This is a genomic window from Bacillus sp. KICET-3 (genome assembly GCF_033261025.1).
Classification (GTDB): domain Bacteria; phylum Bacillota; class Bacilli; order Bacillales; family Bacillaceae; genus Bacillus; species Bacillus sonorensis.
The window spans coordinates 1,478,607-1,505,132 of the sequence record NZ_CP137345.1; the positions used below are offsets into that span (position 1 = coordinate 1,478,607).

The window sequence follows — 26,526 nt, forward strand, 5'->3', positions numbered from 1 at the left end:
CAGACCTTTGTCTGCGGCTTTTTATTTGCACAATCGAGGTTACAGCAAAACAAAGGCAGGCCGGCAAAAAAGGAGAAATCTGTTTAAGCGCCTCAGGCAAAAAAGGAGCATTGACGGCAAGACGGCCTGAAGGGAAAATACTGGCTAATCCATGAGAAAGGGAGGAGCATTTCAAATGGCAAAGGCTGAATTAAAATGGCTGAATGCAGCGCCGAACGCCTCCGGTGGTGTGACTTGGGGAGTCCCGTGGGAAATAGGCGCGCTTCAAAAAGACGATCCGATCTCAATCACCGTACCTGATCAACCCGCTCCGTTTTTGCAAAGCTGGCCGTTGGCGTACTGGCCGGACGGCTCTGTGAAGTGGACGGGGCATGCCGCCGTTTTCAAGGAGGGAAGCGGCGGACGTGTCTTGCTGCAAAAAAGAGGACAGGAAACGCCTGAACGCATTCTTCAACTCAGCGAAAGGGAAAGCAGCATCACCGTCAATACAGGAGCGATGGTCTGCAAACTTGAAAAAACAGGTCCATCCTTGATCAGCTCAATCTCACTTTCAGGCGAACGATTGCTAAAAACCGGACGGCTCATCGCCTTCAAAGAAAAAAAGAGCGGCACAGCATCAGAGACGATCTATCAAATTGAACGATTTGAAAGCATGATCACCAGCGCGGCAATCGAACAAAGCGGGCCGGTGAAGGCGGTTATCAAGGCCGAAGGGGTCCATCGCGGCACCCGCTCTGGAACTGCGTGGCTCCCGTTTACGGTCAGATTTTCTTTTTATGCCGGCTCTGCATCCATTCGGATCATGCACACGATATTTATTGATAGTGAGGGGAAAAATGAAAGGGTCAAAGGACTCGGATTGGAATGTTCGGCAAAGTTGAGCGGAGCCCCCTGGAATCGGCATATTCGCTATGCAGCAGACAGCGGGATTTACGGAGAGGCTGCCCAGCTTCTGGTCACCAGAAGGTTTAACGAAGCAAACGGGCTATACGAAAAACAGATCGCGGGCGAGCTGGTGAGCGAAAATGCCGAAACTTCAGAAGTAGTCCGTGATGCAACAGGAAATGCGGTATGGAATGACTATAAGCTTGTCCAGGATTCGCCGCTTCACTACAGTTTAAAAAAACGAACTGACCCGGATTGCGCCTGGGTGCGCGCCATCCATGGCAAAAGGGCGAAAGGGCTGATGTATGCCGGGGGTGAAAACGGGGGAATTGCTTTGGGACTCAGACATTTTTTTGAGAAATATCCGTCATCGCTTGAGGTTTCAGGCCTTCATACAGAAAACGCGAAATTGACCGTTTGGTTTTGGCCTCCTGAGGCTGAGGGAATGGATCTCCGGCATTATTCAAAGACAACCCATGTTGAAAGCGCCTATGAAGGGTTTGCGGAAATGCGTTCGACACCCGTCGGAATCGCCAATACGAGCGAAGTCAATCTCGCCTGTTTTGCAAAACCGCCAAGCAGTGAAGAGCTGAACATCCTGGCAGATGAATGGCAAAATCCTCCGCTTTTGGTGTGTGAACCTGAATACTATTATAAAACGCGCGCTCTTGGAATATGGAGTTTAGAAGATAAAAGCCATCCATTTAAAGCGATGCTCGAAGAACAGCTTGCTCAGTCCTTTTCGTTTTACAAGCATGAAGTTGACCAACGCGGCTGGTACGGCTATTGGCATTTTGGGGATGTCATGCATACGTACGACCCGGTCCGCCATGTGTGGCGTTATGATTTAGGCGGCTATGCCTGGCAGAATACAGAACTGGTTCCGAATTTATGGCTTTGGCAGATGTTTTTCAGATCGGGAAGAGAAGACATTTTCAGAATGGCTGAAGCGATGACCCGCCACACAAGCGAGGTGGACTGCTATCATTTCGGCGAATATAAAGGGCTTGGCTCAAGGCACAATGTCATTCATTGGGGCTGCGGCTGCAAAGAAGTGAGAATCAGTATGGCCGGACTTCATAAAGCTTACTACTATTTGACAGCGGATGAACGGACAGGCGACATTTTATCGGAAGTGAAGGATGCTGATCAAGCGTTGAAAACGTTGGATCCAATGAGGGCGTATTATCCAAAAAGCAAATGCTACACCCATGCAAGGGTCGGACCCGATTGGGCGGCACTCTGCTCCAATTGGCTGACGGAATGGGAAAGAACGGGTAATCAAGCTTATTTGGCGAAAATTCTCAAAGGGATTGACCAACTCAAAGCGCTGCAGCTGCGTTTGCTGTCAGGGCCGACTTTTGAATACGATCCCGAAGATGCAAGACTGCTTCATATGGGAGACGGGAATAAAGGCGGCTATCACATGGTCATCGCTTTTGGCGCCCCGCAAGTATGGATGGAGCTCGCCGGTCTTTTGGAAGACGAGGAATGGAGCGACATGCTTGCGGAATTTGGTGATTTTTATTTGCTGAGTGACGAAGAAAAGCGGAGCAGAAGCGGCGGAATACTTCATGATAGGCTGTTTCACTGGCCGATGTTTTCCGCTGCGATGGCTGCATATGGAGCCCGCCGCCAAGACAGACAGCTTGCCGAAAAAGCATGGCGCCTTTTGCTTGATGAAACGCTGAGCCATACCCCATTGCCGATTACCGTGAAGCAGACGGACTCCTGGAAGCGGCTCGCGGAAATTCCCTGGGTCACGACAAACACCATGTCGCAATGGTGCTTAAACACGATCGCTCTGCTGGAGATTATAGGAGATATGCCCCCTGAAACAGGAGATGCAAGAAAAGGTCATACCGGCAAATAAAGTTTGCTATGCCGGGCAAAAAATGAAGCTTGCCGGAAAAATGAAAGCGCTTTGCATTGTGGTGAAGCAGTCAAACGATCAAAAGGGGGAATCGCATTATGCCGAAAAAAAGGATTAAAAAGTGGCTGGCCGTGCCTGTCGTCTGTTTCATATTTATGGGATGCAGCGCGAATGAAACGTCTCATCAACATGCAAAGGACAACCAAAAGAACACGATCCGCATCATGGCTCCGCTTCTGTCGCCCGAAAGCCCGGGGGAAAACAGCCCTTCTTTAAAGGCGCTTGAAGCGTATACGAAAAAGGATATCAAGGTAACATGGGTTCCGAACTCTTCTTACAATGACAAATTTAACATCGTCATGGCGTCCGGAGATATGCCCCATGCCATCGTCGTCACGGACAAGTCGCCCGGGTTCATCAAATCTGTCAAAGCCGGGGCGTTTTGGGAGCTCTCCAAATATGTGAAGGATTATAAAAACCTCAGCCGGGCCGATGAAAAGGTGATGAAAAACAGTTCAGTCAACGGGGAGGTCTACGGCATATACAGGGCAAGGGATCTGATCCGCGCCTCCATCATCATCAGAACAGACTGGCTTACAAACGTCGGGCTCGATATGCCGAAAACGATCGAAGATTTTTATGAAGTGCTGAAAGCGTTTAAGGAAAAAGATCCTGACAAAAACGGTAAAGACGATACGTACGGCATGGTTGTACCGAAATGGATGGGCCTTGGCAACGGAAGCCCATGGGATATTATGCAGACGTGGTTTGGCGCGCCGAACCGCTATGGCGTGAATGAGAACGGCGAGCTTGTACCCGATTTTACGACAGACGAATATATGGAGGCGCTCCGTTTCTTTAAAAAGCTGTATGATGAACGGCTGATCAATCAAGATTTCGCCGTGATGGATTCGGCGAAATGGAATGATCCAATCGTGAAAGGAAAGGCGGGCGTGATCGTTGATACAGGCTCACGGGCTTCGCAAATCCAAAGCGCCCTTGAAGAAGCCGATCCTAAAAACAAAAATGTCATCGATGTCGTCGGCACGGTAAAAGGCCCAAAAGGAACCTATACCTTTCCGACATCCGGATATGCGGGCATGATCGCAATCCCGAAAGCGAGCGTCAAGACGGAAAAAGAATTGAAGGATGTTCTCGCCTTCCTCGACAAAATGAATGACGAACAAGCCCAGATCATCGCCAACAATGGGGTCGAGGGACGCAATTACAAGCTTGAAAACGGAACGTTTACATCGCTTGAAAAAAACAACAAAAAACTGCTTTATGAGCACGAAGGGCTTGCGCAGTTCAGTATGGGGATCCCTGAGCAGAGATATTATATTGCAGAACAAAAGACCAGGCTTTTCAAGCATCGTCAGCAGGTGGTGAAGGAAGGAGAAAAAATCGCCGTATTCAATCCGGCTGAATCGCTTGTTTCCGATCTATACACCCAAAAAGGCGCTCAGCTCGACAACATCATCCTTGATGCCAAAACGCAGTTTATTATTGGAGACATAGATGAAAAAGGCTTTCAGGATGCTGTGGAGCTCTGGTATAAAAGCGGCGGGGAAGAGTTGATGAAAGAACTGAACGAATTGTATCTACAGTCGAAATAGGACCGTCTCCGGCAGCAGATCGAAAGGAGGATGCGGTATATGGAAATCACAACGAAAACGGAGACGGCCGCTGTTGCAACAAAACGGAAAACGAACGGGCTGGCAGCCTTTAAACGGGATAAATGGCTTTATCTTCTGCTCGTTCCCGGTGTTTTATATTTTCTTATTTTTAAATATTGGCCGATGTGGGGCGTATTGATCGCCTTTAAGGATTATTCGCCTTATCTCGGCTTTTGGCAAAGCGAATGGGTCGGATTTGAGTATTTTCAAGACTTTTTTATGAACCCCGATTTTTTTCGGCTGCTCCGCAATACACTGATGCTCGCCGCTCTCGATTTGATATTTGCCTTCCCGGCGCCGCTCATTGTCGCCCTGATGCTGAATGAGCTGAGGCACGCCATTTACAAAAGATGCATTCAGACATTCATTTATGTCCCGCATTTTGTCTCATGGACGATCGTCGTCAGCATCACGTTTGTCTTTTTCACGGTTGACACCGGCGTCATTAATAAAATCCTTGAACAGATAACGGGAAGAGAGATTTCCTTTCTCTCAGACACCGAATGGTTCAGGCCGATGATCGTGTTGCAGAGTATTTGGAAAGAGACGGGCTGGGGAACGATTCTGTTTTTGGCGGCGCTTGCTTCAGTTGACCAGGAGCAGTATGAAGCGGCCGTGATGGATGGAGCGGGGCGTTTCAGAAGATTGTGGCATATTACGCTCCCGGCGATCAGAAGCACGATCATCGTCCTGCTCATTTTAAGAATCGGCAATTTTTTGAACATCGGCTTCGAACAGATTTTTCTGATGACCAACTCTTTGAACAGGAGTGTGGCGGAGATTTTTGACACATATGTCTATATCGTCGGAATCACGCAGGGAGCTTACAGCTACAGTACGGCAGTCGGCCTCTTTAAATCAGTCGTCGGCATTGCGTTGATTTTCGGCGCCAATTATATCGCGAAAAAATTCGACCAGGACGGTCTGTTTTAGGATGGGGGTGAAGAAAAAATGGCCGGTTCAGAAGCGATTCATAACACGAAAGCCGGGCGGGTGTTTGATTGGTTTAATATCGTCTTTCTCGGCTGCTGCGGACTTGTGACGGTTCTGCCTTTTCTGTACATTATCGCCGGTTCGTTTGCGACAGAAGCAGAACTTTCGGAAAGAAGCTTTTTCATCTTTCCGGAAACATTTTCACTTGATGCATACCGTTATATTTTTTCGACACCGACGTTTATCAGAAGCATGGGTGTATCCGTGCTCATTACGGTGGTCGGAACGATCGTCCAGCTCATGTTTACGTTTACGATGGCATACCCGCTTGCAAAACGGCATCTGAAGGGAAGGAACCTGCTGTTAAATCTTGTGATTTTCGCGATGCTCTTCAGCGGCGGGATGATACCGACGTATATCGTCGTCAAATCGCTTGGTCTCCTGGACTCTTACTGGGCGTTGATATTACCGATGGCCATTAATCCGTTCAATTTAATCATTATTAAAAATTTTTTTCAGCAGCTGCCGAGAGAGCTGGAAGAATCCGCGAAAATAGACGGCTGTTCGGAGATCGGCGTGTTTTTCCGGATCGCGCTTCCGCTTTCGAAACCGATTGTCGCAACCTTTGCGCTCTTTTATGCGGTCGGCATTTGGAACGATTTTTTCCATGCGCTTCTTTACATCAATGACAGTGCAAAATGGCCGCTGCAAATGGTGCTGCGCCAAGTTACGATTCTGTCGGATTTGACAGGGACCACCAATGACATGATGGAAAACACCGTCCCGCCGGAGCAGTCGATTAAATTGGCCGTCATCGTCATTGCGACCCTCCCGATTTTAGCGGTGTATCCGTTTTTGCAAAAGCATTTTGCCAAAGGGATCTTGATCGGGTCTGTGAAAGGGTAAAAAAGCCGCCGGGTCGTTCCGGCGGCTTCCTTTAGCGGTTGAAGCTATGCTTTTTTCATCCAAACATAAACCGGCAATCCGGCAAGGCCGATCAAGATCGACCATAGGCAGCTGTAGAAGTCTGTTAAGAGCGTGCTGCCGAGGACAAACAAGGAGCCGGCGATTGCCGCGATCGGCAGGTAAGGATAAAGCGGTACACTGTACGATCTTTTCAGCCCGCTGTTTCGTCTGCGTAAAATAAATACCGCGAAAAATGCCATCACATAAAAGATATAGATCATAAAAATTGAAACCTCTGACAGCTTTTCCGGATTGCTGATAATCATCAGCACAACCGCAAAGATGATTTGCACGATGACGGCGATCCACGGGGTATGAAACGTCGGATGAACGTGGGAGATCCAGCGAGAAAACGGCAGCTGTTTTTTTTCAGCCATCGCGAAAATGACGCGCGGAAAGGACAGGACTTTCCCGTTTAAGCAGCCGAAAATACTGACAATGATTCCGATGGAGATCAATTTGCCGCCGATCGGTCCGAAAAGCATCGATGCCGCGGTGCTTGTCGCATTTTCGCCGAGCTTTACGATCTGGTCGGCAGGCAGGATATGAAGCAGTGCCAGATTGATAAACAAATAGCAGGCCGTAACGATCAGAATGCCTCCGGTCATCGCTTTTGGAAGAAGTTTTTCCGGCTGTTTCATTTCTCCGCCGAGCGCGGCAAGCAGTATCCAGCCGTCATAAGCGAACAATGTCGCCAAAACGGCAGCTCCGAAGTTCTGGTCTGCGATACCGCTGCTGACCTCACTAAATATATGCTCGTCGCCTTTCCAAAGGCCGAAGATCACAATGCATACAATGGGGATCAGCTTTCCGACCGTTGTGATCGTTTGAACCGCCCCGCCGTACTTGGTGCCGATAATGTTGACGATGCACAAAAAGGCGACGGATATAATGCCGATAAGCGCGGCAAATGACTTGTCCCATGAAAACAAATTGGCCACGAGTGAGCCGAAATACAATCCGAGCGCGCCGATGATCGCGGGTCCGTAGATAATGATTTGAACCCAGCCGCACAAAAAGCCCCAGAACTCTCCGTAAATCTCTTCAAGATACGTATAAAGGCCGCCCGTTTTCGGAATCTGTGTACCGAGTTCGGCGATCGTCAGTCCGCCTGCAAGCGTTAGAAAGCCTCCCAGAAGCCAGGCGAAAAGTGCGATCTGCGCATTGCCGGAATAAGAAAGAACACTGCCGGGCTTCATAAACACGCCCGAGCCGATGATCGTTCCAATCACCAGAGAAAGCGCAAATAATAAGCCTATCTCTTTTTTTAGTCCGTTTTCTTCTGCATTCATTTGTTACGCCTCCCATTGTTTGATTTCTTTTTCTGAAAAACTATTTTTATATTGTAATACCATTTTTCAAAAACAAAAATAAAATAAATTTTCTGATTTTCGTTGTTTTTTTATTTTTGATGTATTTTGAGGTGGTAAAACGCGTTTTAGAAGATTTATAGTCGAACTTTATTTAGATATATAACTCTTATTGTTAAGATTTTTCGTGTTTTCCTTCACCATCTTGTGTGCCGAGCGTCATCAGTTGACTTTTGACTTGAAATCACATACCTTGGTTATAGAACATATATCTCGAATTCGAGATATTAACATCGCAACCTAATAGGAGATGAATTGTTATGAAAGTAAACGGTATTCACCACGTGTCTGCTTTAACGGCACATGCGCAAAAAAACTACGATTTTTATGTAAAAGGACTGGGAATGAAGCTGATCAAAAAATCAGTCAATCAGGATGAGCCGACGATGTATCATTTGTTTTACGGAGATGAGGTTGCGACGCCCGGATCGGATTTGACATTTTTCGAAATTCCGATGCTGGCGCGCCGTGTGGAAGGCACGAACTGCATTTCATCCGTCTCGCTTCGCGTACCGGGGGAAGAGGCGCTTCGCTTTTGGGAAAAGCGTCTTGATGAGCTCGGCGTTGCCAAAGACTCCATCACCAAGCGGGCGGGGCGCAGCATTCTCCGCTTTTTAGATCCTGAAGGACAAAACATCATTCTCACTGCGGATGAAAACGGCAAAGATATCGGAGTACCTGTGAAAAACAGCGTCATTCCCGGGGAATTTGCCATCAGGGGGCTCGGTCCCGTCGAGCTGTCCGTCGCCGATACAGAACCGACAGCCGCCGTTCTGACAGACATTCTCGGCTTTAAGCAGATTGCCGAAGACTGGACGGAAACAAACCAAAAACTGCTTATTTTTGAATCAGGAGAAGGCGGGGCAGCAACGGAAATCCATGTGAAAAAAACCGAAGATTTGCGGAGAGAGCGGCCCGGTAGAGGCAGCGTCCACCATGTTGCATTCCGCGTCAAAGATGAGGAAGAGCTGCAAAAATGGCATGAAACAATCAGCGCGCATGGCTTCACAAACTCCGGCATCGTAGAACGCTATTATTTTAAAGCGCTGTACTTCAGAGAACCGAACGGCATCCTTTTTGAGCTTTCGACAGACGGTCCCGGTTTTGCCGTTGACGAAGACATCGACCACCTGGGGCAAAGCCTTGCGCTGCCGCCATATCTTGAAAATAGACGGAAAGAAATTGAAGCCCGGCTTACACCGATTCAGACAACAATGTAACCAAGGCCCCCTGATGGGGAGCCTTGGTTTTTTCGAAAATAAAAAAACTGCCGGCAATGCCGGCAGCCAGGGAGGATTTATATTGATTAAGAAGAAGTTTCTTCTTTTTGATCAAGCTTCACTTGTTTTGTCATGGTTTTGCCGTTTCTGATAATCGTCACTTTCACCGTGTCTCCGATCTTTGTATTCTTGTAAAGGATATTGCGGAGGGTGCTTCCTGAATCGGTTTCTTTGCCGTTCAGGCTGACGATGACATCATTTTCTTTGAGGCCTGCTTTTTCAGCCGGAGATCCTGCGGCGACCTGGCCGATGTAGACGCCTTTGTTTAATTGGCTGCCGCTCAATCCGAGCGTTCCTGTTTGATAGTTTTCAGGAACCTGGTTCAGATCCATCATGCTCACACCGATATACGGACGTTCGATTTTTCCTTTTGATTGCAGTTCCTCTGCAATCGGCTTGACGTCATTGCTCGGAATCGCAAACCCGATCCCTTCAACACCGGTTTCACTGATTTTCATACTGTTAATCCCGATGACTTCGCCTTTTGTATTTAACAGGGCTCCTCCGCTGTTTCCTGGATTGATCGCGGCATCCGTCTGAATGACGTTCATCTTGGTTTCCCCGGCTGATGTATCGACGGAAACGGTCCGGTTGACACCGCTGACGATTCCCTGTGTTACAGTGCGGGAAAGGTCTTTGCCGAGCGGGTTGCCGATCGCCACCACTGATTCGCCCGCTTTTAGGCTGGAAGAGTCGCCGAAAGTTGCGACCTTTTCCACATGATCAGCGGAGATTTCAACAACGGCAAGGTCTGTCAGGGAGTCGCTGCCAAGCAGCTTGCCTTCCACTTCTTTTCCGTTAGATAAGGAAACGGTCAGCTTGCTCGCGCCTTCGACAACATGATTGTTTGTGATGATATACGCTTTTCCGTTCGCTTTTTTATAAATAACGCCTGATCCTGTTCCTGTTTCCTCTTCGCTGGAGCTGTTATTGCTGCTTTCAAAGCCGAACATGCCGGTCTGTGACTGTTTTTGATAGTTTGAGATGCCGACGATGGCAGGCGACACATTTTCAACCATGTCCGATACATCTGATGTGCTTGAGTTTGACAGCTTTTCCGTTTTCGTACTTTGCGGCGAAGTCGTATTTGTTGTTTGATTTGTTTGGGTTTGCACTGACGAATTGGTCTTTTCGTCTCCGCTGTGCTGAAACGTCGTCACACCGAGGACGAGGCTTCCTCCGATGATGCCGCTGATGATCGGCGTCAGCCAGGACATTTTGCGTTTTTGATGCTCTGCACGGTTAACGGTTTGCTCCGTCTGCTGTTCAGGAATGATGATTTCATGTTTGGGTTCATGAGGATTTTCCCGATTGTATTCCATATTCTCCACGCTCCTATTGTTATCATAACCTTTGATGACTACATCATAAACAAAGAGTGTGGGATAAACGTGAAAACATTGTGGGAAATTGTAAAAGAAACGGATAGAATAGATAACAGACCGCCCAGCGGCGGATAAAAGACCAATACCCCGAGGTGTTAAAAGCATTGAAAAAAATCGGTTTTATCGGATTTGGAAGCATGGCAGACATGATCGCATCAAAGCTGCTTGAACAAAAAAAGATCAATGAAGATATGGTGGCAATCAGTACGAGGACACCCGGAGGCAGAGCTGAAAGCTTTATAAAACGCTATCCGAATGTTTCCCGCCAATCTCCTGAGGAACTCGCAAATCAATGCGAACTTCTCTTCATCTGTGTACCGCCTATAGCTGTAAAAGAAGCAGTCGCACAGATCAGTCCGCATCTCCAAAAAGATGCGCACATCGTGTCTATCGCGGCCGCGGTCACGATCGAGCAGCTTCACAAGTGGACAGGCAGTCAAGTATCAAGATACATACCGACTCTGACATCTGAAACAGACACAGGTACATCGCTTGTGGTTCACGGAGAACGCGTGGCGGAAAAAAACAAAAAGCGGCTCGAAGAATATCTCGCATCATTTGGCAGAGTAAAAAACATCCGGGAAGCAGATATCGATGCCGCGAGCAATTTAACCAGCTCATCACCGGGATTGATTGCTTCGATTTTTGAAGAATTCGCTCAGGCCGCAGTAAGAAACAGCAGTCTGGCAAAAGAAGAAGCGTTTGACTTCCTGATTCATTCTTTGGTAGGAACCGGGAAACTTTTGTTGGAAAAACAAATGACTTTTGAGGAAACATTGCAAAGAGTGGCGACAAAAGGGGGCATCACCGCCGAAGGAGCCGACGCCATACGACAACAGGCGCCGCAGATGTTTGATGAAGTGTTTTCCAGAACGTTGAAGAAATACGAAGAAATAAAAGAAACGGTCAGCCGCGGCGACCAATAAATAAAAACAGGAGGCTGCCTTAGGAACGGCCTCCTGTTTTTATTCGGCAAATTCCTGTACATTCCACCATTATCTTTATTTTCTAAATTTCCCAACAGTTATTGCAATCCTATTAAAATTCTAATATAATTTGTTAGAATATTCATAAAATAACAAAAAAATTGAGGGATTTTTGACAGGGGGGTTTTCGATGAAGCTGTATATGTCCGTTGATATGGAGGGGATTTCGGGACTTCCGGATGATACGTTCGTTGATTCAAGCAAGCTGAATTATGAGCGGGGCCGGATGATCATGACGGATGAGGCCAATTATGTCATTGAAGAGGCGTTCAAAAACGGCTGTTCTGAAGTGCTTGTCAATGACAGCCATTCTAAGATGAACAACCTTTTGATTGAGCGGCTTCATCCTGAAGCGCAGCTGATCTCAGGGGATGTCAAACCGTTTTCAATGGTTCAGGGGCTTGATGACACATGCGCGGGAGCGATGTTTTTGGGATACCATGCGAGGGCCTCGATGAAAGGCGTGATGTCGCACAGCATGATTTTCGGCGTCAGACATTTTTACATAAATGATCAGCCGGTCGGCGAGCTCGGCTTTAATGCTTATGTGGCGGGCTATTTCGGCGTCCCGGTGCTGATGGTTGCCGGTGACAGCCAGGCGGCGGCAGAAGCGGAGGAGCTGATTCCGAACGTGGCGACCGCGGCCGTCAAAGAAACGATTTCCCGTTCGGCGGTCAAGTGTCTCACACCGGAAAAAGCGGGGCGCCTGTTAAAAGAACAGACGGCTTTCGCGCTGCGAAACAAGGATAAAGTCAAGCCGCTCACGCCTCCCGACAGACCGGTGCTCAGCATCGAATTTGCCAACTACGGCCAGGCGGAATGGGCGAACCTGATGCCGGGCACGGAAATCAAGCCGGGAACGACGGTAGTCCGTTATGAAGCAAAGGACATTTTGGAAGCCTACCAGGCGATGCTTGTGATGACAGAGCTTGCGATGAGAACGACATTTTCCTAGGAAGGTGTGATGAACAATGGCAGGTTACATCATGAAGCGGCTGCTGTCGATGGTAGCGACCATTTTGGTGATTACGACCTTGACCTTTGTGATGATGAAAGTAATACCGGGCTCTCCTTTTAATGAAGAGCGGAACACAAATGAAGCAGTCCAGCGGAATTTGGAGGCTTACTACCATTTGGACGAGCCTCTCTTTGTTCAATATTTGTTTTATTTAAAGTCGATCGTCGCTTTTGATTTCGGTCCGTCGATCAAGCAGCCTTCACAAAGTGTCAACGATATGCTGTCTAGAGGCTTTCCCGTTTCATTTGAACTGGGAATGACGTCTCTCATAATTGCGATTTTGTCAGGGATTGCGCTCGGCATCTTTGCAGCGCTTCGGCAAAACGGGATCATCGACTACGCGGCGATGACGGTCGCCGTCCTCGGCATTTCCGTTCCGAACTTTATCATGGCGACGATGCTGATTCAGCAGTTCGCCGTCAATTGGAACATCTTTCCCCCTTCGACATGGACGAGCCCGATGCATATGGTGCTCCCGACAGTTGCTTTGGCCATGGGGCCGATGGCGATTATCGCCAGGCTGACGCGTTCGAGCATGATTGAAGTGCTGACTCAGGACTATATCCGGACGGCGAGGGCGAAAGGGCTTTCCCCTGTTAAAATCGTCATGAAGCATGCCCTGAAAAACGCACTCATGCCCGTGATCACGGTACTCGGGACGCTGGCAGCCGCCATTTTAACGGGCAGCTTCGTCATTGAAAAAATCTTCGCCATTCCGGGAATGGGAAAATATTTCGTTGAAAGCATCAATTCCCGCGATTATCCCGTGATTATGGGAACCACCGTTTTTTACAGCATCATCCTCATTGTTATGCTGTTTTTAGTCGATTTGGCCTACGGAATCCTTGATCCCCGCATTAAACTGCATAAGAAAGGGTGAGTCATATGAGCCTCCCAGTTCGCACGGAACATGAAGCGCCGCCGGGCGGGCATATCCCGAACGAATGGTTTGCCCCGAAGAAACAGGAAAAGGGCGAACGTGAATCTGTACTCAGACCAAGCCTCTCCTATTGGCAGAACGCCTGGCGCATTTTAAGGAAGAACAAGCTGGCGATGGCCGGTTTGGGCATTCTGATCTTCCTCTTCATCATGGCGGCTTTCGGGCCGGTTTTGTCTCCGCACAGCGTCACACAGCAATCGCTCGCACAGCAAAATCTTCCCCCGTCCCCGCAGCATTGGTTCGGAACAGATGAGCTTGGCCGCGACGTTTTTACAAGAACATGGTACGGGGCGAGAATTTCGCTATTTGTCGGTGTTATGGCGGCTTTGATCGACTTTGCGATCGGCGTCATTTACGGCGGGATTGCCGGCTATAAAGGCGGAAAAACCGACCATGTCATGATGCGGATCATTGAAGTGCTCCACGGACTTCCATACTTGCTGGTCGTCATTCTTTTAATGGTGTTGATGGGACCCGGACTCGGGACGATTCTCATCGCGCTGACTGTCACCGGATGGGTCGGCATGGCCCGGATTGTCAGGGGACAGGTGCTGAAGGTCAAGCATGATGAGCACGTCCTCGCCTCCAAAACGTTTGGGGCGAAAACAATGCGCATCATCAGAAAAAACCTGCTTCCGAACATGATGGGGGCGATCATCGTTCAGATGACACTGACAGTGCCGTCCGCGATATTCGCCGAAGCGTTTTTAAGCTTTCTCGGGCTCGGGATTCAGGCTCCGTTCGCCAGCTGGGGCGTCATGGCGAACGACGGTCTTCCGGTGATTTTGTCAGGTCATTGGTGGCGGCTGTTTTTCCCGGCTTTCTTTATCTCCCTGACGATGTTCGCCTTCAATGTTCTTGGAGACGGACTTCAGGATGCACTAGATCCGAAGCTGAGGAGGTCATGACATTTGCGGAAAAAAATATTGGAAGTCGAGAATCTGCATGTGTCATTTGCGACATACGGAGGGACGGTTAAAGCCGTCCGCGGCGTCAGCTTTGATTTGTATGAAGGGGAAACGTTCGCGATTGTCGGTGAATCAGGATGCGGTAAAAGTGTGACATCACAAAGCATCATGCAACTGCTTCCGAAATTTTCTGCCTTGATCACAGATGGAGCCATACGTTTCAAAGGAAAGGACTTGCGCCATCTGTCTGAAAAAGAAATGAGGACGATCCGCGGAGCCGAGATCTCGATGATCTTCCAGGATCCCATGACGGCGCTGAATCCGACCTTAACCATCGGCGATCAGCTGACAGAAGCGGTTTTGGAGCACCGCGCGGTTTCGAAGGCTGCGGCGAAAGAGGCCGTGGTCTCGATGCTTGAGCTCGTCGGGATTCCGAATCCGGGAGAGCGTTTGAAACAGTATCCGCATCAATTCAGCGGAGGCATGAGGCAGAGGATCGTGATCGCGATGGCGCTGATCTGTGAGCCGGAAATCCTGATTGCCGATGAGCCGACAACCGCGCTTGATGTCACGATACAGGCACAAATCCTTGAGCTGTTTAAAGATATTCAGCAAAAAACCGGCGTGTCCATCATTTTAATTACACATGATTTAGGGGTTGTCGCGCAGACCGCCGACAGAATCGCGGTCATGTATGCGGGGAAAATCGCAGAGACGGGAACGCGGAAAGACATCTTTTATCATCCGCAGCATCCGTACACAAAGGGATTGTTGAAATCCGTGCCGAGGCTTGACCTTGAAGAAGCGGATCTCGTTCCGATCGACGGAACGCCGCCTGATTTATTTTCTCCGCCGGCGGGCTGTCCGTTTACCGCCCGCTGCCCAAATGCGATGGAGGTCTGCGAAAAGCTCTATCCGGCGAAAACGGAAGTGGCGGCAGGGCACGATGTCTGCTGCTGGCTTCAGGATGAACGGGCAAAACGGGTTGTATTTAGTTCTTAATCTATGAAACGGGGGGATTTGATGAAAACATGGTGGAGCGGTTTGATCGTCATGGTGGTTTCCGTCATGCTGTTCGGCTGTACGGCAAATGAACAGGCGGGTCAGAATGCGAATGCGGACGGGAAAGGGAAAGAGTCGAATCAGGAACAGGTTCTGAAGCTGAACAATGAAAATGAACCGACATCATTTGATCCGCCGACCGGCTTTAATAATGTGTCATGGCAGGCGCTGAACAACTTGATGGAGGGGCTGACGAGGCTTGGGGCCGATCATGAGCCTGAGGCCGCATCAGCCGAAAAATGGAGCATTTCCGATGATGGAAAGACATATACTTTTACAATCCGCGGGCAGGCGAAATGGTCTAACGGAGATCCGCTGACAGCGGGCGACTTCGAATATGCATGGAAGCGCCTGCTTGATCCGAAAACAGGTTCTTCCGCCGCGTTTTTAGGATATGTTATTGAAGGCGGCGAAGAATTTAACAACGGAAAAGGCTCGAAGGATGACGTAAAGGTAGAAGCCTTGAATGACAAAACCCTTAAAGTCACGCTGACAAGCCCGCAAAAATCGTTTTTAAGCATTGTCTCAAATCCTGCCTTTTTCCCTGTCAATCAGAAGGTAGCCGAGGGAAATCCGAAATGGCATGAGGAAGCAGATACGTTTGTCGGGAACGGACCGTTTAAGCTGACGGAGTGGAAGCATGATGAAAGCCTGGCGATGGAAAAAAGCGACACGTACTGGGATAAAAAAACCGTAAAGCTGGATAAAGTCACATGGGCGATGGTCAATGACAGAAATACCGATTATCAAATGTTCCAGTCGGGTGAGCTTGACACGGCATATGTACCGGCAGAGATGAGCGAAAAGCTGATGGGGTCTGACGAAGTGAAGGTGTTTGATCAGGCCGGCCTTTACTTTTACAGGTTCAATGTCAAGATGGAGCCCTTCCAAAATGAAAACATCAGAAAAGCGTTCGCGATGGCGGTTGACCAGCAGGAACTTGTCGACTACGTCACGAAAAACGGTGAAAAGCCTGCGCGCGCCTTTGTCTCGCCGGGCTTGAAAGGATCAGGCGGCAAGGACTTTCGCGAGGAAGGCGGAGATGTAGTCACATTTAATGCCGATGAAGCGAAAAAGCTTCTTGAAAAAGGAATGAAGGAAGAACATTATAAGAAGCTGCCGGAAATTACGCTGACATACAGCACAAAGCCTGAACATAAAAAAATGGCCGAGGCGGTTCAGCAACAGCTGAAAAGTGTATTGAACGTCAATGTGAAGCTGGCCAATATGGAATGGAACACGTTCCTCGAGGAGCAAAAAGCGCTCAAGTTTCAGTTTTCGCAAAGCTCTTTCCTGGCCGATTATGCTGACCCGATCAATTTCTTAGAAAGCTTTCAAACCGATAATTCGATGAACCGGACCGGGTGGAGCAGCAAAGAGTATGATCAGCTGATCAAAGCGGCGAAACATGAAGCTGATGAAGGAAAACGCAATGAGCTGATGCATCAGGCGGAAAAGGTGTTATTTGAAGGTATGCCGATCATTCCGGTCTATTTCTATAACCAAGTCCATTTGGAAAAGGAAAATGTCAAGGGCATCATCCGCCATCCTGTCGGCTATATCGAACTGAAATGGGCCGAAAAAACATAGAATGATAAAAAAGTCCGCCCGGGACATGTATGTGCGCCTCTTCAGCACGATTCCGGGCGGTTTTTTCACAAGGGGGACTTTGCATTGAAAATCGCGCCTCAAAAACTGAAAACCGGCGATACGGTCGGGGTGATCGCACCGGCGAGTCCGCCTGTCGCGGAAAAACTTGATGCCGCCGTCCAATATTTAAAAAAGCTTGGGCTCCGTGTCAAAATCGGCCGTGCCTCCGGCAAAAAACACGGCTATTTGGCGGGAACGGATGAAGAGCGCCTGCGGGATTTTCATGATATGTTCCAGGATCCGTCCGTCAAAGCGGTGATCTGCGCGTGCGGAGGGTATGGGACGGGACGGATTGCGGAGAAGATTGATTTTGACGTCATCAAAAGCCATCCGAAAATATTTTGGGGATATTCAGACATTACGTTTTTACATATGGCCATCCAGAAGCGGACCAATCTGATCACATTCCATGGACCGATGCTCAGCTCTGATATCGGCAAAGAAGACGTCCATCCATTGACAAAACAGTCCTTTCAGCAGCTGTTTCAAAAAATGTCGCTCACTCTGACCGAAGACGTCTCGCCTTTAGAGGCTGTTGTAAAAGGAAAAGCAAAAGGGGAGCTGATCGGCGGAAATCTCGCCCTTCTTGTGACAACCCTCGGCACGCCGTTTGAAATCGATACAAGGGGAAAGCTTCTCTTTATAGAGGATATCGATGAAGAGCCTTACAAAATCGACCGGATGCTCAATCATTTGAAAATGGCGGGGAAATTGTCTGATGCCGCAGGTATTCTGCTCTGCGATTTTCATGATTGCATTCCGAAAAAGCGCAGTGAATCACTGACGTTAAAGGAGATCATAGAAGATTATATCGTCCCGGAAGGCAAGCCGGCGCTGTCAGGCTTTCAAATCGGCCATTCTTCCCCGAATATCGCTATACCAATCGGGGCTGAAGGCATGCTTGATACTGAAAAAAAACAACTGATGATCGAACCCGGGGTTTCTTAAAACGAAAAAAGAGGAGGGCCGGCATGAAGATAACCGCTATTCATACATACCGAATCGCCGTTCCATTAAAGAAACCGTTCAAAACCGCGCTCAGAACAGTGCATACCGCTGAAGCCGTCATGGTTAACATGTTGGCAGAGGACGCATCAGGCTGGGGAGAAGCGCCCCCGACCGCCGTTATCACTGGAGAAACTCTTGACAGCATCGAAAGCGCGATCAGGGAGGTGTTTGCACCTGCCTTGATCGGCCAAAGTTTATTAAGGGCGGAAGCCGTATTTTGTACAATCGACAAATTGATGTGCGGAAATACAAGCGCAAAGGCCGCTGTTGATATGGCTGTTTACGATTGTTTATCACAAATGTGCGGGCTGCCTTTATATCAATTTTTAGGAGGGTACAGGCGGGAGATTGAGACGGACTTTACCGTCAGCGTCAATCAGCCTGAAGAAATGGGGGAAGACGCCGCCCGCTATATGAATGAGGGTTTTCGTACATTAAAAGTAAAGGTCGGAAAGGACGACATCGAATCAGATCTTGCCCGCATCCGTGAAATCCGCGGACGTACGGGGACGGGAGCGAAAATCCGGCTTGATGCAAATCAAGGATGGACGCCCAAACAGGCAGTCAGGGCGATTCGGAAACTGGAGGATGAAGGTCTTGATATCGAGCTTGTTGAACAGCCCGTCCATAAAGATGATCTTGAAGGATTAAAACAAGTAACAGATGCAGTGGATACATTGATCATGGCCGACGAAAGCGTGTTTTCTCCGGAGCAGGCTTTTCAGGTGCTTAAAACGAGAAGCGCTGATTTGATCAATATTAAGCTGATGAAAGCGGGCGGCATCCGTAACGCTTTAAAGATCAATGCTTTGGCGGAAGCCTGCGGGGTGGAGTGCATGGCCGGAAGCATGATCGAAACTAGGCTCGGCATTACAGCGGCGGCACACTTTGCAGCAAGCCAAAAAAATGTGACAAGGTTCGATTTTGATGCACCGCTGATGCTGAAGGAGGATATCGTCAAAGGCGGCATCAGCTATGAAGGAAGAAGAATGTTCTTTCCTGATGTTCCCGGTCTCGGCATCTCCAATATTAAAGGGATAAAGGGGGAGTGATGGATGGATGTATATACGGCGGCCGTTTCAGTAGCGAATGTCTGGACACACCCTGAGGCGCCGAGGAAGGTCGATCAAATGATGCTGTCAAAGCCCGTTCGTATCAGAGCCTGGCTTGATTCATTGCCATACGGGGCCCGCCTTGAATTGTGCACGGCCAATCTCATTCAGACACAGGTGCTCTTCGGTGAAGAAGTTCTTGTGCTAGAAGAAAGGGACGGCTGGGCTTCGGTCGTCATCCCCGGACAGCCGTCAGCGAAAGATGACCGCGGCTACCCGGGCTGGATGCCGAAAGCTAATCTGGCAAAAAAAAGCCGGACACAGTCGGAAGTATACGCCGTCATTCAAAAACCGACCGCATATTTATATACAGAGGAAAAAACGAGAGAGCTCGAATTGAGTTTTCTCACAAAACTTGCCATCCTGGATGAAGACAGCGCCTGGTTCCAAGTCGAAACGCCATTGGGACCGAGATGGCTGAAAAAAGAAGACGCAAAAGTCAAAGGAAATCCAAAAGGATCCGGAAAAGACATCGTACAGACAGGCGAAGCTTTTTTAAATCTGCCGTATCTGTGGGGAGGAATGAGCGGATTTGGCTATGACTGTTCAGGTTTTGCCCGCCATATGCTGATAGCGAACGGATATTCCGCGCCCCGGGATGCCGGCGACCAGGCAACGGGCGGAAAAGCGGTTCCGTTTAGCGGGGCGGAGCCTGGGGACCTGTTGTTTTTTGCGTATGGAGAAGGCAAAGGCCGGGTGCATCATGTCGGTATTTACTACGGAAACGGGAAGATGCTTCACTCTCCGAAAACGGGAAAGACCATCGAAATCATATCTCTCGAAGATACGGTTTACGAAAAGGAGCTCTGCGCAATTCGCCGCTATTTTTAATGAAAACGGAGGGATCGGCATGAAACAAGAAACATTGCTGAAAGTCAGCGGATTGAAAATGCATTTTGACGCCGGAAAAGGAAAAACAGTCAAAGCGGTTGACGGCATTTCTTTTCATATAAAAGAAGGAGAGACGTTCGGGCTTGTCGGTGAATCCGGCTGCGGCAAATCGACGACGGGCCGGGTGCTGCTGCGCCTTTATGAGCCGACAGAGGGCGGGGTTCAATACCGCGGGAAACACATTCACAAATTAACTGAAGCCGAATCGTTTCGATACAACCGGAAAATTCAAATGATTTTTCAAGACCCGTATGCTTCATTAAACCCGCGGTTGACGGTCAGGGACATCTTGCTGGAGCCGATGGAAATCCACGGCCTCTACGGAGGGCGGAAGGGGCGCCTTGAAAAAGTGGACGAGCTGCTGGAATCAGTCGGCCTTAATCGAGCCTTTGCCAATCGCTATCCTCATGAATTCAGCGGCGGCCAAAGGCAGAGAATCGGCATCGCAAGGGCGCTCGCCCTGGAGCCGGAGTTCATTGTCGCAGACGAACCGATCTCAGCACTTGATGTTTCCGTGCAGGCGCAGGTCGTCAATCTCCTGAAAAAACTGCAAAAAGAAAAAGGATTGACCTTTCTGTTTATTGCGCACGATCTCTCCATGGTCAAGCATATCAGCGACCGCATCGGCGTCATGTATCTCGGGCACATGGTTGAAATTACGGCCAGCTCCCGATTGTATCAAGAGCCGCTTCATCCTTATACACAAGCCCTTTTGTCGGCTATTCCGATTCCAGATCCCGACATCGAAGATAAACGAAAACGAATCATTTTAAAAGGCGAGCTTCCAAGCCCGATCAACCCGCCCTCAGGCTGCGTGTTCAGAACGAGATGCCCCGCAGCGATGTCGATTTGCACCGCCAAAAAGCCTGTTTTGAAAGAAGCCGAGGAAGGGCACTATGTCGCCTGCCATTTGTATGACGGGGAGGTCAAAAAGGAGGACGATGAAATGGAAGTGACGCTTCAAACAAGATAAGCTTTTTTCTAAAACAAACAGGAGCCGCTTTAGGCTCCTTCCTTACGTACAGCTCCTCTCAAGCGGCATCGTGCAGCATCTGAAAGAACCGCCCGATTTGATAATTTCCGATAAATCGATTTCAATGACCGTGTAGCCGCGCGATCTGAGCTGTCTGTTGACCTCTTTATTATCCGGGAGGCTTATCACGGTCTGATTTCCGATGGAAAGGACATTCGTTCCCAGTGTGAACTGTTCATTTTCAGGCACTTCGATCATATCATAGCGCTTTTTAAGCACCTCGTATTCTTTTTCTCCCAGCGCTTTTGGGTAAACGAGCGCTTCTTGCGGAGAAAGGATGTTGAAGACGCAGTCAAGGTGGAGATAGGTTTCCTCAAATGGAACAGGAATCACTTCATGGGATGGAAGCAGGCGTTTCAGCGCTTGAACGGCCGAAAATGATGTCCGTTCGCTGACCCCTGCGTAAACGGTATGCTGATCGATGAGAATGTCGCCGCCCTCTATTTTATACCCTCCGTTAAACGAACGATAAGCGATGTTTTCTTTGGAAAGCCATTCCTGCAGCACATTTTCTTCACCCTGGCGGATATCGGCTGAAAGCCGGGAGGTAAAAACGGTTTCCCCGATGGTAAACCCGATATCTCTTGTAAACACCTGTTCAGGAAATTGGCTCGAAGCCGGCAGCAGAAACACTTCTACGCCGCGTTTTTCCAATTCATTGATCAAAGTCTCATGTTGGCGGACGGTAATGGTTCTGTCTATATTTTCTTTATGGAAGTACTTTTGTGTTTCATTGATGACATCCTGAATCGCCATATACTCCGGCCGGCATAGGACCACTTTTTTTAGCACGTCATATTCACTTGTGCATTCTGTTTGATGATGTTTTTTCGGCACTGCTGAATCCATGTTCTCTCCCCCGTCTCTCAATATAATACTTTTCATTATTCCCTTCCCGGCGCTGGAAATAAACGTTTTGGCAAGAAAATCTCACAAATCAGCCGGATAAAAAAGTTTAGACAAATGAATTCTAATAGTGTTTAATAAAGAAAAATTCCACTTTACAACACATCTAGACATCAAAGGAGAAATGGATATGAAGGGACCAGAGAAAAGATATTGCCGGGAATCGAAAGTTGTCAAAACAAGCAGGGTATTTCCGCTTGATACAAACAATCACAACACGCTGTTCGGAGGAAAGCTGATGAGCTATATTGACGACATTGCCTCGATTTCCGCTGCACGACATTCCAGATGTGAGACGGTTACCGCATCAATGGATTCTGTCGATTTTCTCGAGCCGATCAGACAGGAAGATTCCGTTTGTCTGGAGTCTTATGTGACATGGGTCGGAAGAACGTCTATGGAGGTATTTGTCAAAGTGATTAAAGAGCATCTCCTCACAGGGGAACGCAAGCTTGCGGCCACCTCTTTTTTAACGTTCGTGGCTCTGGATCAAGATGGAAACCCTCAGGCTGTTCCAAAGGTTGAGCCGCAGACCGATGAAGAAATCATGCTTCATCAGACAGCGCAACAGCGGGCGGAAGAACGCAAAAACCACCGGAAGCACAGCAAAGCGCTTGCCGCAGCCCTTGCGGTTGACAAGCCATGGTAAGCTGTCCGGATTGAACTGCCAAGACCCCGGTTCTTTTCAAGAAGAGCCGGGGTTTTTTTCTTTGGCGGAATACGTCAGCAAATGATTGCTAAAAATAAGAGAGATGATCAAAAACAGGAAAGAAGATATGGAATATGACGTTCGAACAGCTATGGATTTTTTTCTTCAAGCCGGCTCTGGTATTCACTATCGCTTACATTCTTTTTCGGATTGCCGGGAAAAAAGCCGTTTCTCAAATGACGAATTTCGACCTCTTATTGACATTTGCGATCGGAACGATTATCAGCGAGCCGATTCTCACTTCCAGCATTGGAATGGCGATTTACTATGCCCTCAGTTTTCTCATCTTTTATTTGTGTATTGAAAAATTGTCTTTGCATAATGTTTGGAGGCGCTTTCTTGTTGTCAGTCCAACGGTGCTGATCCGAAACGGACATATTGATGAAAAGGGCCTGAAAAAAGAGCGGCTTACAATCAATGAACTGCTCGGAAAGCTTCGTGAAAAAGGATATGCCGATCCTCACGATGTCGATTTGGCGCTGATTGAAGAATCCGGCCAAGTCAGCGTGATTCCAAAATCAGAGGCAAGGCCTGTGCAGCCGAAAGATTTGAACCTTCAGACGGCACGGAATTTTGTGCCGATTCCGCTGATTCTCGATGGGGAGATTATTGAGCACAATTTAAAATATTTGCAGAAAACGAAAGAGTGGCTGTACGAAAAATTGGAGGAAAAAGGGATAGGGAAGGCAGAGCTGTCTTCGATTACGCTCGGTACATTGCATGAAAATCATGCCATCATGATCGATAAAGATGTCCAACAGCAACCGCAAACACATGATCCGTATTTATATAAACCAGGGGATGACAAATAAAACTTTCGCCGAATAGGCGATTTTTTTATTTTAATTATTCTGAAAAAACTTTTTTGCGATTTAGTCACTTTCCGTTTTAACCGCTTTATATCAACGTTTCTAAGAAGAGTTATATCGCATGAACCGGGGAAATTGTCATAAAAAGAATAAACTGAGAAACGAAAACATAGGAGGAATTATCTGTTGTTTTTTATATTTTAATAGAATATATTAGTTTTTGTGAAAAAATTAGATAGAAGGTGTGTTTGTAGTGAAGAAAGGTATTGGTTTACTTTTGGCGCTTGCTATGATGGCGGGTTCTTCCCTGCCGGTGCAAGCGGAAGACCATGGGCGTGAAGTGCTCGGATCAAAGGATGGCTGGGGCGCCTATGGCGAAGGAACAACCGGAGGGGCTGACGCTTCTTCCGACCATGTCTATACGGTGCAAAACCGGCAGCAGCTTGTTGAAGCATTGGGAGGCAAAAACAGCGCAAACGGTTTAAATGATACGCCGAAAATCATTTATATTAAGGGAACGATTGATCTTAATGTTGATGATGAGAACAAGCCTTTGGGCTTTGATGATTATAAAGATCCCGAATACAGCCTGGAGAAGTATTTGGCAGCTTACAGTCCCGATAAATGGGGGAAAAAGGAGCCGTCCGGAAAACTGGAAGACGCAAGAGCGCGCTCTGAAAAAAATCAAAAAGAGCGGGTGATCCTCAATGTCGGATCAAATACGACGATCATCGGTCTGGGGGACGACGCGAAAATCCTCGGCGGAGGTTTTTATATCAAACAAGCGAAAAATGTCATCATCCGCAATATCGAATTTGAAAATGCTTATGACTACTTCCCGGCCTGGGACCCGACAGACGGAAGCGAAGGAAACTGGAACTCTGAATTTGACAACCTGTTGTTAGAGTCTTCTGAACATGTTTGGGTTGACCATTGCTCTTTCAACGACGGAAGCAAGCCTGACAACTTTGATGACACCTATTTCGGACGCGTATTTCAGCATCATGACGGACTGCTTGACATCAAAAAACAATCCGATTTTGTCACTGTGTCCTATAATGTTTTCTCAGGCCACGATAAAAATACCATTGTCGGATCAAGCGACAAATATTCCGCCGACAACGGCCATTTGAGAGTGACATTCCACCATAACATGTACGAAAATATTAAAGAGCGGGCACCGCGCGTGCGTTACGGCAAAGTGCACCTGTACAACAACTATTTTAAAAACACGGAAAACAACTATGATTATTCATGGGGTGTAGGATATTCTTCAAAAATTTACGCTGAGGACAACTACTTTAGTCTGCCTGAAGGAACAAAGCCCGAGAAGATGATGAAAGCCTTCAAAGGCGACGCATTACATGAAGAAGATACATTGCTGAATGACCAAAAAATCGATGTTGTCAGCACGTATAACAAAGCGTACAATGCGTCAATCAAAAAATCGACGGGCTGGACGCCTGAGCTGTACGAAAAAATCGACGCCGCCAAAGATGTGCCTAAAATTGTCGAAGAACAGGCCGGCGCGGGGAAATTGCAATAATCCAAAGGAGCGGACATGATCAATGTCCGCTTTTTTGCATTGCAATCCAAAGCTGCGGGTGCTGCGATTTTGCCAGGTGGCCCGGTCGGTTCGAATCGAACAAGCCCGTCCGCATGGAAAAGTGGAAATAGAGGAGTGAGGGGATGGCTCTTATTAGAGATTTATCCACGGATGAGAAGATGGCGCCGGCCGTCGGGGTTCTTTTTTCTGCCGTCAACGAAAATATCGGCCGGCTGAAGTCGATCGTTTCCGGCAGCAGCCAGGAGATGCTGGATGATAAGGGGGAACACGGCAATAAAAACAGCATCGCCCAGCTGATTTATCATTTGATCAATGTCGATATTCGCTGGGTGTACAGAATCAGACAAGAGGAGCTCCCGAGTGAAGTGGAAGAGGCGTTCAGCCCGATGACAGATGAAAACGGACACTTGCCTGAAGTGAAGGGTGTGCCGTTGTCGGTTTTATTACAGCAATATGATGAAGTCTTGGAAGTATTGAAGAAAACCGCAGAACAGCTGACAGAAGAAGATTTGCTGAAGACGGTCCCGTATGAAGGCGGCTTTGCCACTATCCGCTGGGGCATTTGGCATATGTCAGACCATAACCGCTATCATCAGGCGCATATTCAGGCGTTGATCAAAGAATTCCGGAAGCGCAAAGGTTGATTTTGCCGGAAAAGCCTGATAGTCTATTTCATAACTGAAGAATACAGATTAAAGTTTTCTAGGGTTCCGCGCATCTGTATGTGGCCTGGTCCGAGAGAAAACACATATGAAGCTTCATATGCACACGGAGGGATAAAAGCCCGGGAGTATCGTATTCACCGATAACCCGGGTTTTTTCTTTTTGCAGAAATATTGAATGGAGGGAACGATATGAGATGGGGAAACGTTGTCTTGGCAGCCTTGTTTGAAATTCTTTGGGTGGCCGGGCTGAAACACGCGGGAACAGCTATCGAATGGATCGGCACCGCATTCGCCGTCGCCGCCAGTTTTTACCTATTGGTCAAGGCCGGGGAGAACCTGCCGGTCGGCACCGTATACGCCGTGTTTACAGGACTGGGCACAGCGGGCACGGTGCTGTGCGAGATCATTCTGTTCAACGAACCAGCCAACCTCATCAAGCTCTTGCTGATAGGCGTTTTGCTGTGCGGTGTAATCGGTTTGAAACTTGTCACACATGAGGAGAAGGAGGAAGCATCATAATGGAATGGATCTATTTAATCGCCGCCGGCTTGCTGGAAATGCTCGGCGTGACGATGATGAACCAATTTCACAAAGACAAGCGCCTGAAATGGATTTTTCTTTTGATCATCGGTTTTGCCGCTTCGTTTATCCTGCTTTCTCTGGCGATGAACACTTTGCCGATGGGAACGGCATACGCGATTTGGACCGGCATCGGGGCTGCAGGCGGAGCGCTCGTCGGCATCCTGTTTTACGATGAACCGAAGGATGCCAAGCGAATGTTTTTTATTGCGCTTATTTTGGCGTCGGCTGTCGGGTTGAAGCTGATCAGCTGAAGAAAAAATCCGTTTCATTAAAATAGGGTTTTCATAAATTGATTTTTCAAAAAACTCCAGT

The 26,526-nt window shown here is 48.2% G+C and carries 24 protein-coding genes and 1 riboswitch; of the genes, 21 read left to right on the forward strand and 3 right to left on the reverse strand.

All coding sequences use genetic code 11. The annotated features are described in order from the left end of the window. Window positions 1-175 precede the first annotated feature (175 nt). From R5H20_RS07455 to R5H20_RS07470, 4 genes are all read left to right on the forward strand, one after another. On the forward strand, window positions 176-2,758 hold the full coding sequence (locus R5H20_RS07455; protein WP_006638524.1) for an exo-rhamnogalacturonan lyase family protein: 2,583 nt from the start codon (window positions 176-178) through the stop codon (window positions 2,756-2,758). Window positions 2,759-2,856: 98 nt separating this feature from the next. Continuing rightward, the gene (locus R5H20_RS07460) at window positions 2,857-4,374 is read left to right on the forward strand and encodes an extracellular solute-binding protein (RefSeq protein WP_029418612.1); all 1,518 of its coding nucleotides are present in this window, start codon (window positions 2,857-2,859) and stop codon (window positions 4,372-4,374) included. A gap of 39 nt (window positions 4,375-4,413) precedes the next feature. Then, a complete protein-coding gene (locus tag R5H20_RS07465; RefSeq protein WP_006638522.1) occupies window positions 4,414-5,367 on the forward strand; it encodes an ABC transporter permease in 954 nt (317 codons plus the stop codon). Window positions 5,368-5,385: 18 nt separating this feature from the next. Next, the gene (locus R5H20_RS07470; protein WP_006638521.1) at window positions 5,386-6,273 is read left to right on the forward strand and encodes a carbohydrate ABC transporter permease; all 888 of its coding nucleotides are present in this window, start codon (window positions 5,386-5,388) and stop codon (window positions 6,271-6,273) included. 44 nt (window positions 6,274-6,317) lie between these two features. Here R5H20_RS07470 and R5H20_RS07475 read toward each other — a convergent pair whose 3' ends face one another. Further along, on the reverse strand, window positions 6,318-7,625 hold the full coding sequence (locus tag R5H20_RS07475; RefSeq protein WP_006638520.1) for an APC family permease: 1,308 nt from the start codon (window positions 7,623-7,625) through the stop codon (window positions 6,318-6,320). A gap of 338 nt (window positions 7,626-7,963) precedes the next feature. Here R5H20_RS07475 and R5H20_RS07480 point away from each other — a divergent pair, with 338 nt between their 5' ends. Further along, window positions 7,964-8,923 carry a ring-cleaving dioxygenase gene (locus R5H20_RS07480; RefSeq protein WP_006638519.1) on the forward strand — a complete coding sequence of 320 codons (960 nt, stop codon included), beginning with the start codon at window positions 7,964-7,966 and terminating at the stop codon, window positions 8,921-8,923. Window positions 8,924-9,009: 86 nt separating this feature from the next. Here R5H20_RS07480 and R5H20_RS07485 read toward each other — a convergent pair whose 3' ends face one another. Further along, on the reverse strand, window positions 9,010-10,305 hold the full coding sequence (locus R5H20_RS07485) for a S1C family serine protease (protein ID WP_006638518.1): 1,296 nt from the start codon (window positions 10,303-10,305) through the stop codon (window positions 9,010-9,012). Window positions 10,306-10,472: 167 nt separating this feature from the next. Here R5H20_RS07485 and proG point away from each other — a divergent pair, with 167 nt between their 5' ends. From proG to R5H20_RS07535, 10 genes are all read left to right on the forward strand, one after another. Continuing rightward, window positions 10,473-11,294, forward strand: a complete 822-nt coding sequence (gene proG, locus R5H20_RS07490) for a pyrroline-5-carboxylate reductase ProG (RefSeq protein WP_006638517.1) — start codon at window positions 10,473-10,475, stop codon at window positions 11,292-11,294. 190 nt (window positions 11,295-11,484) lie between these two features. Next, entirely contained in the window at window positions 11,485-12,309 is an 825-nt protein-coding gene (locus R5H20_RS07495) for a M55 family metallopeptidase (protein ID WP_006638516.1), read from the forward strand. Window positions 12,310-12,325: 16 nt separating this feature from the next. Next, window positions 12,326-13,252 (forward strand): ABC transporter permease, encoded by a 927-nt coding sequence (locus R5H20_RS07500; protein ID WP_006638515.1) that lies wholly within the window; start codon window positions 12,326-12,328, stop codon window positions 13,250-13,252. A 5-nt stretch (window positions 13,253-13,257) separates the two neighbouring features. Beyond that, window positions 13,258-14,220 (forward strand): ABC transporter permease, encoded by a 963-nt coding sequence (locus R5H20_RS07505; protein WP_006638514.1) that lies wholly within the window; start codon window positions 13,258-13,260, stop codon window positions 14,218-14,220. Between the two features lie 3 nt (window positions 14,221-14,223). After that, window positions 14,224-15,222, forward strand: a complete 999-nt coding sequence (locus tag R5H20_RS07510) for an ABC transporter ATP-binding protein (protein WP_006638513.1) — start codon at window positions 14,224-14,226, stop codon at window positions 15,220-15,222. Window positions 15,223-15,225: 3 nt separating this feature from the next. Further along, a complete protein-coding gene (locus R5H20_RS07515) occupies window positions 15,226-16,872 on the forward strand; it encodes a peptide ABC transporter substrate-binding protein (RefSeq protein WP_087962516.1) in 1,647 nt (548 codons plus the stop codon). Between the two features lie 84 nt (window positions 16,873-16,956). Beyond that, complete coding sequence (locus R5H20_RS07520; protein ID WP_006638511.1) at window positions 16,957-17,880, forward strand: S66 peptidase family protein; 924 nt, start codon at window positions 16,957-16,959, stop codon at window positions 17,878-17,880. A 23-nt stretch (window positions 17,881-17,903) separates the two neighbouring features. Next, the gene (locus tag R5H20_RS07525) at window positions 17,904-18,992 is read left to right on the forward strand and encodes a dipeptide epimerase (RefSeq protein ID WP_006638510.1); all 1,089 of its coding nucleotides are present in this window, start codon (window positions 17,904-17,906) and stop codon (window positions 18,990-18,992) included. Window positions 18,993-18,995: 3 nt separating this feature from the next. Further along, complete coding sequence (locus R5H20_RS07530; protein WP_006638509.1) at window positions 18,996-19,883, forward strand: C40 family peptidase; 888 nt, start codon at window positions 18,996-18,998, stop codon at window positions 19,881-19,883. Window positions 19,884-19,902: 19 nt separating this feature from the next. Then, the gene (locus R5H20_RS07535) at window positions 19,903-20,916 is read left to right on the forward strand and encodes an ABC transporter ATP-binding protein (protein WP_006638508.1); all 1,014 of its coding nucleotides are present in this window, start codon (window positions 19,903-19,905) and stop codon (window positions 20,914-20,916) included. Window positions 20,917-20,958: 42 nt separating this feature from the next. On the opposite strand, the gene R5H20_RS07540 is transcribed toward R5H20_RS07535, so the two are convergent. Further along, window positions 20,959-21,825 carry a dimethylarginine dimethylaminohydrolase family protein gene (locus R5H20_RS07540; RefSeq protein ID WP_006638507.1) on the reverse strand — a complete coding sequence of 289 codons (867 nt, stop codon included), beginning with the start codon at window positions 21,823-21,825 and terminating at the stop codon, window positions 20,959-20,961. A gap of 187 nt (window positions 21,826-22,012) precedes the next feature. Between R5H20_RS07540 and R5H20_RS07545 the strand changes: the two genes are divergently transcribed. From R5H20_RS07545 to R5H20_RS07570, 6 genes are all read left to right on the forward strand, one after another. Beyond that, window positions 22,013-22,531, forward strand: a complete 519-nt coding sequence (locus tag R5H20_RS07545; protein WP_006638506.1) for an acyl-CoA thioesterase — start codon at window positions 22,013-22,015, stop codon at window positions 22,529-22,531. A 134-nt stretch (window positions 22,532-22,665) separates the two neighbouring features. Further along, window positions 22,666-23,403, forward strand: a complete 738-nt coding sequence (locus R5H20_RS07550) for a DUF421 domain-containing protein (protein ID WP_006638505.1) — start codon at window positions 22,666-22,668, stop codon at window positions 23,401-23,403. A 250-nt stretch (window positions 23,404-23,653) separates the two neighbouring features. Further along, window positions 23,654-24,946 carry a pectate lyase family protein gene (locus R5H20_RS07555; RefSeq protein ID WP_006638504.1) on the forward strand — a complete coding sequence of 431 codons (1,293 nt, stop codon included), beginning with the start codon at window positions 23,654-23,656 and terminating at the stop codon, window positions 24,944-24,946. Between the two features lie 143 nt (window positions 24,947-25,089). After that, window positions 25,090-25,611 carry a DinB family protein gene (locus tag R5H20_RS07560; protein ID WP_006638503.1) on the forward strand — a complete coding sequence of 174 codons (522 nt, stop codon included), beginning with the start codon at window positions 25,090-25,092 and terminating at the stop codon, window positions 25,609-25,611. Between the two features lie 47 nt (window positions 25,612-25,658). Continuing rightward, window positions 25,659-25,760, forward strand: a riboswitch (guanidine-I (ykkC/yxkD leader). A gap of 61 nt (window positions 25,761-25,821) precedes the next feature. Further along, a complete protein-coding gene (locus R5H20_RS07565; RefSeq protein ID WP_006638502.1) occupies window positions 25,822-26,151 on the forward strand; it encodes a DMT family transporter in 330 nt (109 codons plus the stop codon). Beyond that, entirely contained in the window at window positions 26,151-26,465 is a 315-nt protein-coding gene (locus R5H20_RS07570; RefSeq protein WP_006638501.1) for a DMT family transporter, read from the forward strand. Before R5H20_RS07565 ends, R5H20_RS07570 begins: the two co-directional genes overlap by 1 nt. Window positions 26,466-26,526: the final 61 nt, after the last annotated feature.

Bases quoted from the DNA above. Each gene is read 5' to 3' on its own strand.
- R5H20_RS07455 (WP_006638524.1), top strand. From the start codon at position 176: ATGGCAAAGGCTGAATTAAAATGGCTGAATGCAGCGCCGAACGCCTCC.
- R5H20_RS07460 (WP_029418612.1), top strand. From the start codon at position 2,857: ATGCCGAAAAAAAGGATTAAAAAGTGGCTGGCCGTGCCTGTCGTCTGT.
- R5H20_RS07465 (WP_006638522.1), top strand. From the start codon at position 4,414: ATGGAAATCACAACGAAAACGGAGACGGCCGCTGTTGCAACAAAACGG.
- R5H20_RS07470 (WP_006638521.1), top strand. From the start codon at position 5,386: ATGGCCGGTTCAGAAGCGATTCATAACACGAAAGCCGGGCGGGTGTTT.
- R5H20_RS07475 (WP_006638520.1), bottom strand. From the start codon at position 7,625: ATGAATGCAGAAGAAAACGGACTAAAAAAAGAGATAGGCTTATTATTT.
- R5H20_RS07480 (WP_006638519.1), top strand. From the start codon at position 7,964: ATGAAAGTAAACGGTATTCACCACGTGTCTGCTTTAACGGCACATGCG.
- R5H20_RS07485 (WP_006638518.1), bottom strand. From the start codon at position 10,305: ATGGAATACAATCGGGAAAATCCTCATGAACCCAAACATGAAATCATC.
- R5H20_RS07495 (WP_006638516.1), top strand. From the start codon at position 11,485: ATGAAGCTGTATATGTCCGTTGATATGGAGGGGATTTCGGGACTTCCG.
- R5H20_RS07500 (WP_006638515.1), top strand. From the start codon at position 12,326: ATGGCAGGTTACATCATGAAGCGGCTGCTGTCGATGGTAGCGACCATT.
- R5H20_RS07505 (WP_006638514.1), top strand. From the start codon at position 13,258: ATGAGCCTCCCAGTTCGCACGGAACATGAAGCGCCGCCGGGCGGGCAT.
- R5H20_RS07515 (WP_087962516.1), top strand. From the start codon at position 15,226: ATGAAACGGGGGGATTTGATGAAAACATGGTGGAGCGGTTTGATCGTC.
- R5H20_RS07525 (WP_006638510.1), top strand. From the start codon at position 17,904: ATGAAGATAACCGCTATTCATACATACCGAATCGCCGTTCCATTAAAG.
- R5H20_RS07530 (WP_006638509.1), top strand. From the start codon at position 18,996: ATGGATGTATATACGGCGGCCGTTTCAGTAGCGAATGTCTGGACACAC.
- R5H20_RS07535 (WP_006638508.1), top strand. From the start codon at position 19,903: ATGAAACAAGAAACATTGCTGAAAGTCAGCGGATTGAAAATGCATTTT.
- R5H20_RS07540 (WP_006638507.1), bottom strand. From the start codon at position 21,825: ATGGATTCAGCAGTGCCGAAAAAACATCATCAAACAGAATGCACAAGT.
- R5H20_RS07545 (WP_006638506.1), top strand. From the start codon at position 22,013: ATGAAGGGACCAGAGAAAAGATATTGCCGGGAATCGAAAGTTGTCAAA.
- R5H20_RS07550 (WP_006638505.1), top strand. From the start codon at position 22,666: ATGACGTTCGAACAGCTATGGATTTTTTTCTTCAAGCCGGCTCTGGTA.
- R5H20_RS07560 (WP_006638503.1), top strand. From the start codon at position 25,090: ATGGCTCTTATTAGAGATTTATCCACGGATGAGAAGATGGCGCCGGCC.
- R5H20_RS07565 (WP_006638502.1), top strand. From the start codon at position 25,822: ATGAGATGGGGAAACGTTGTCTTGGCAGCCTTGTTTGAAATTCTTTGG.
- R5H20_RS07570 (WP_006638501.1), top strand. From the start codon at position 26,151: ATGGAATGGATCTATTTAATCGCCGCCGGCTTGCTGGAAATGCTCGGC.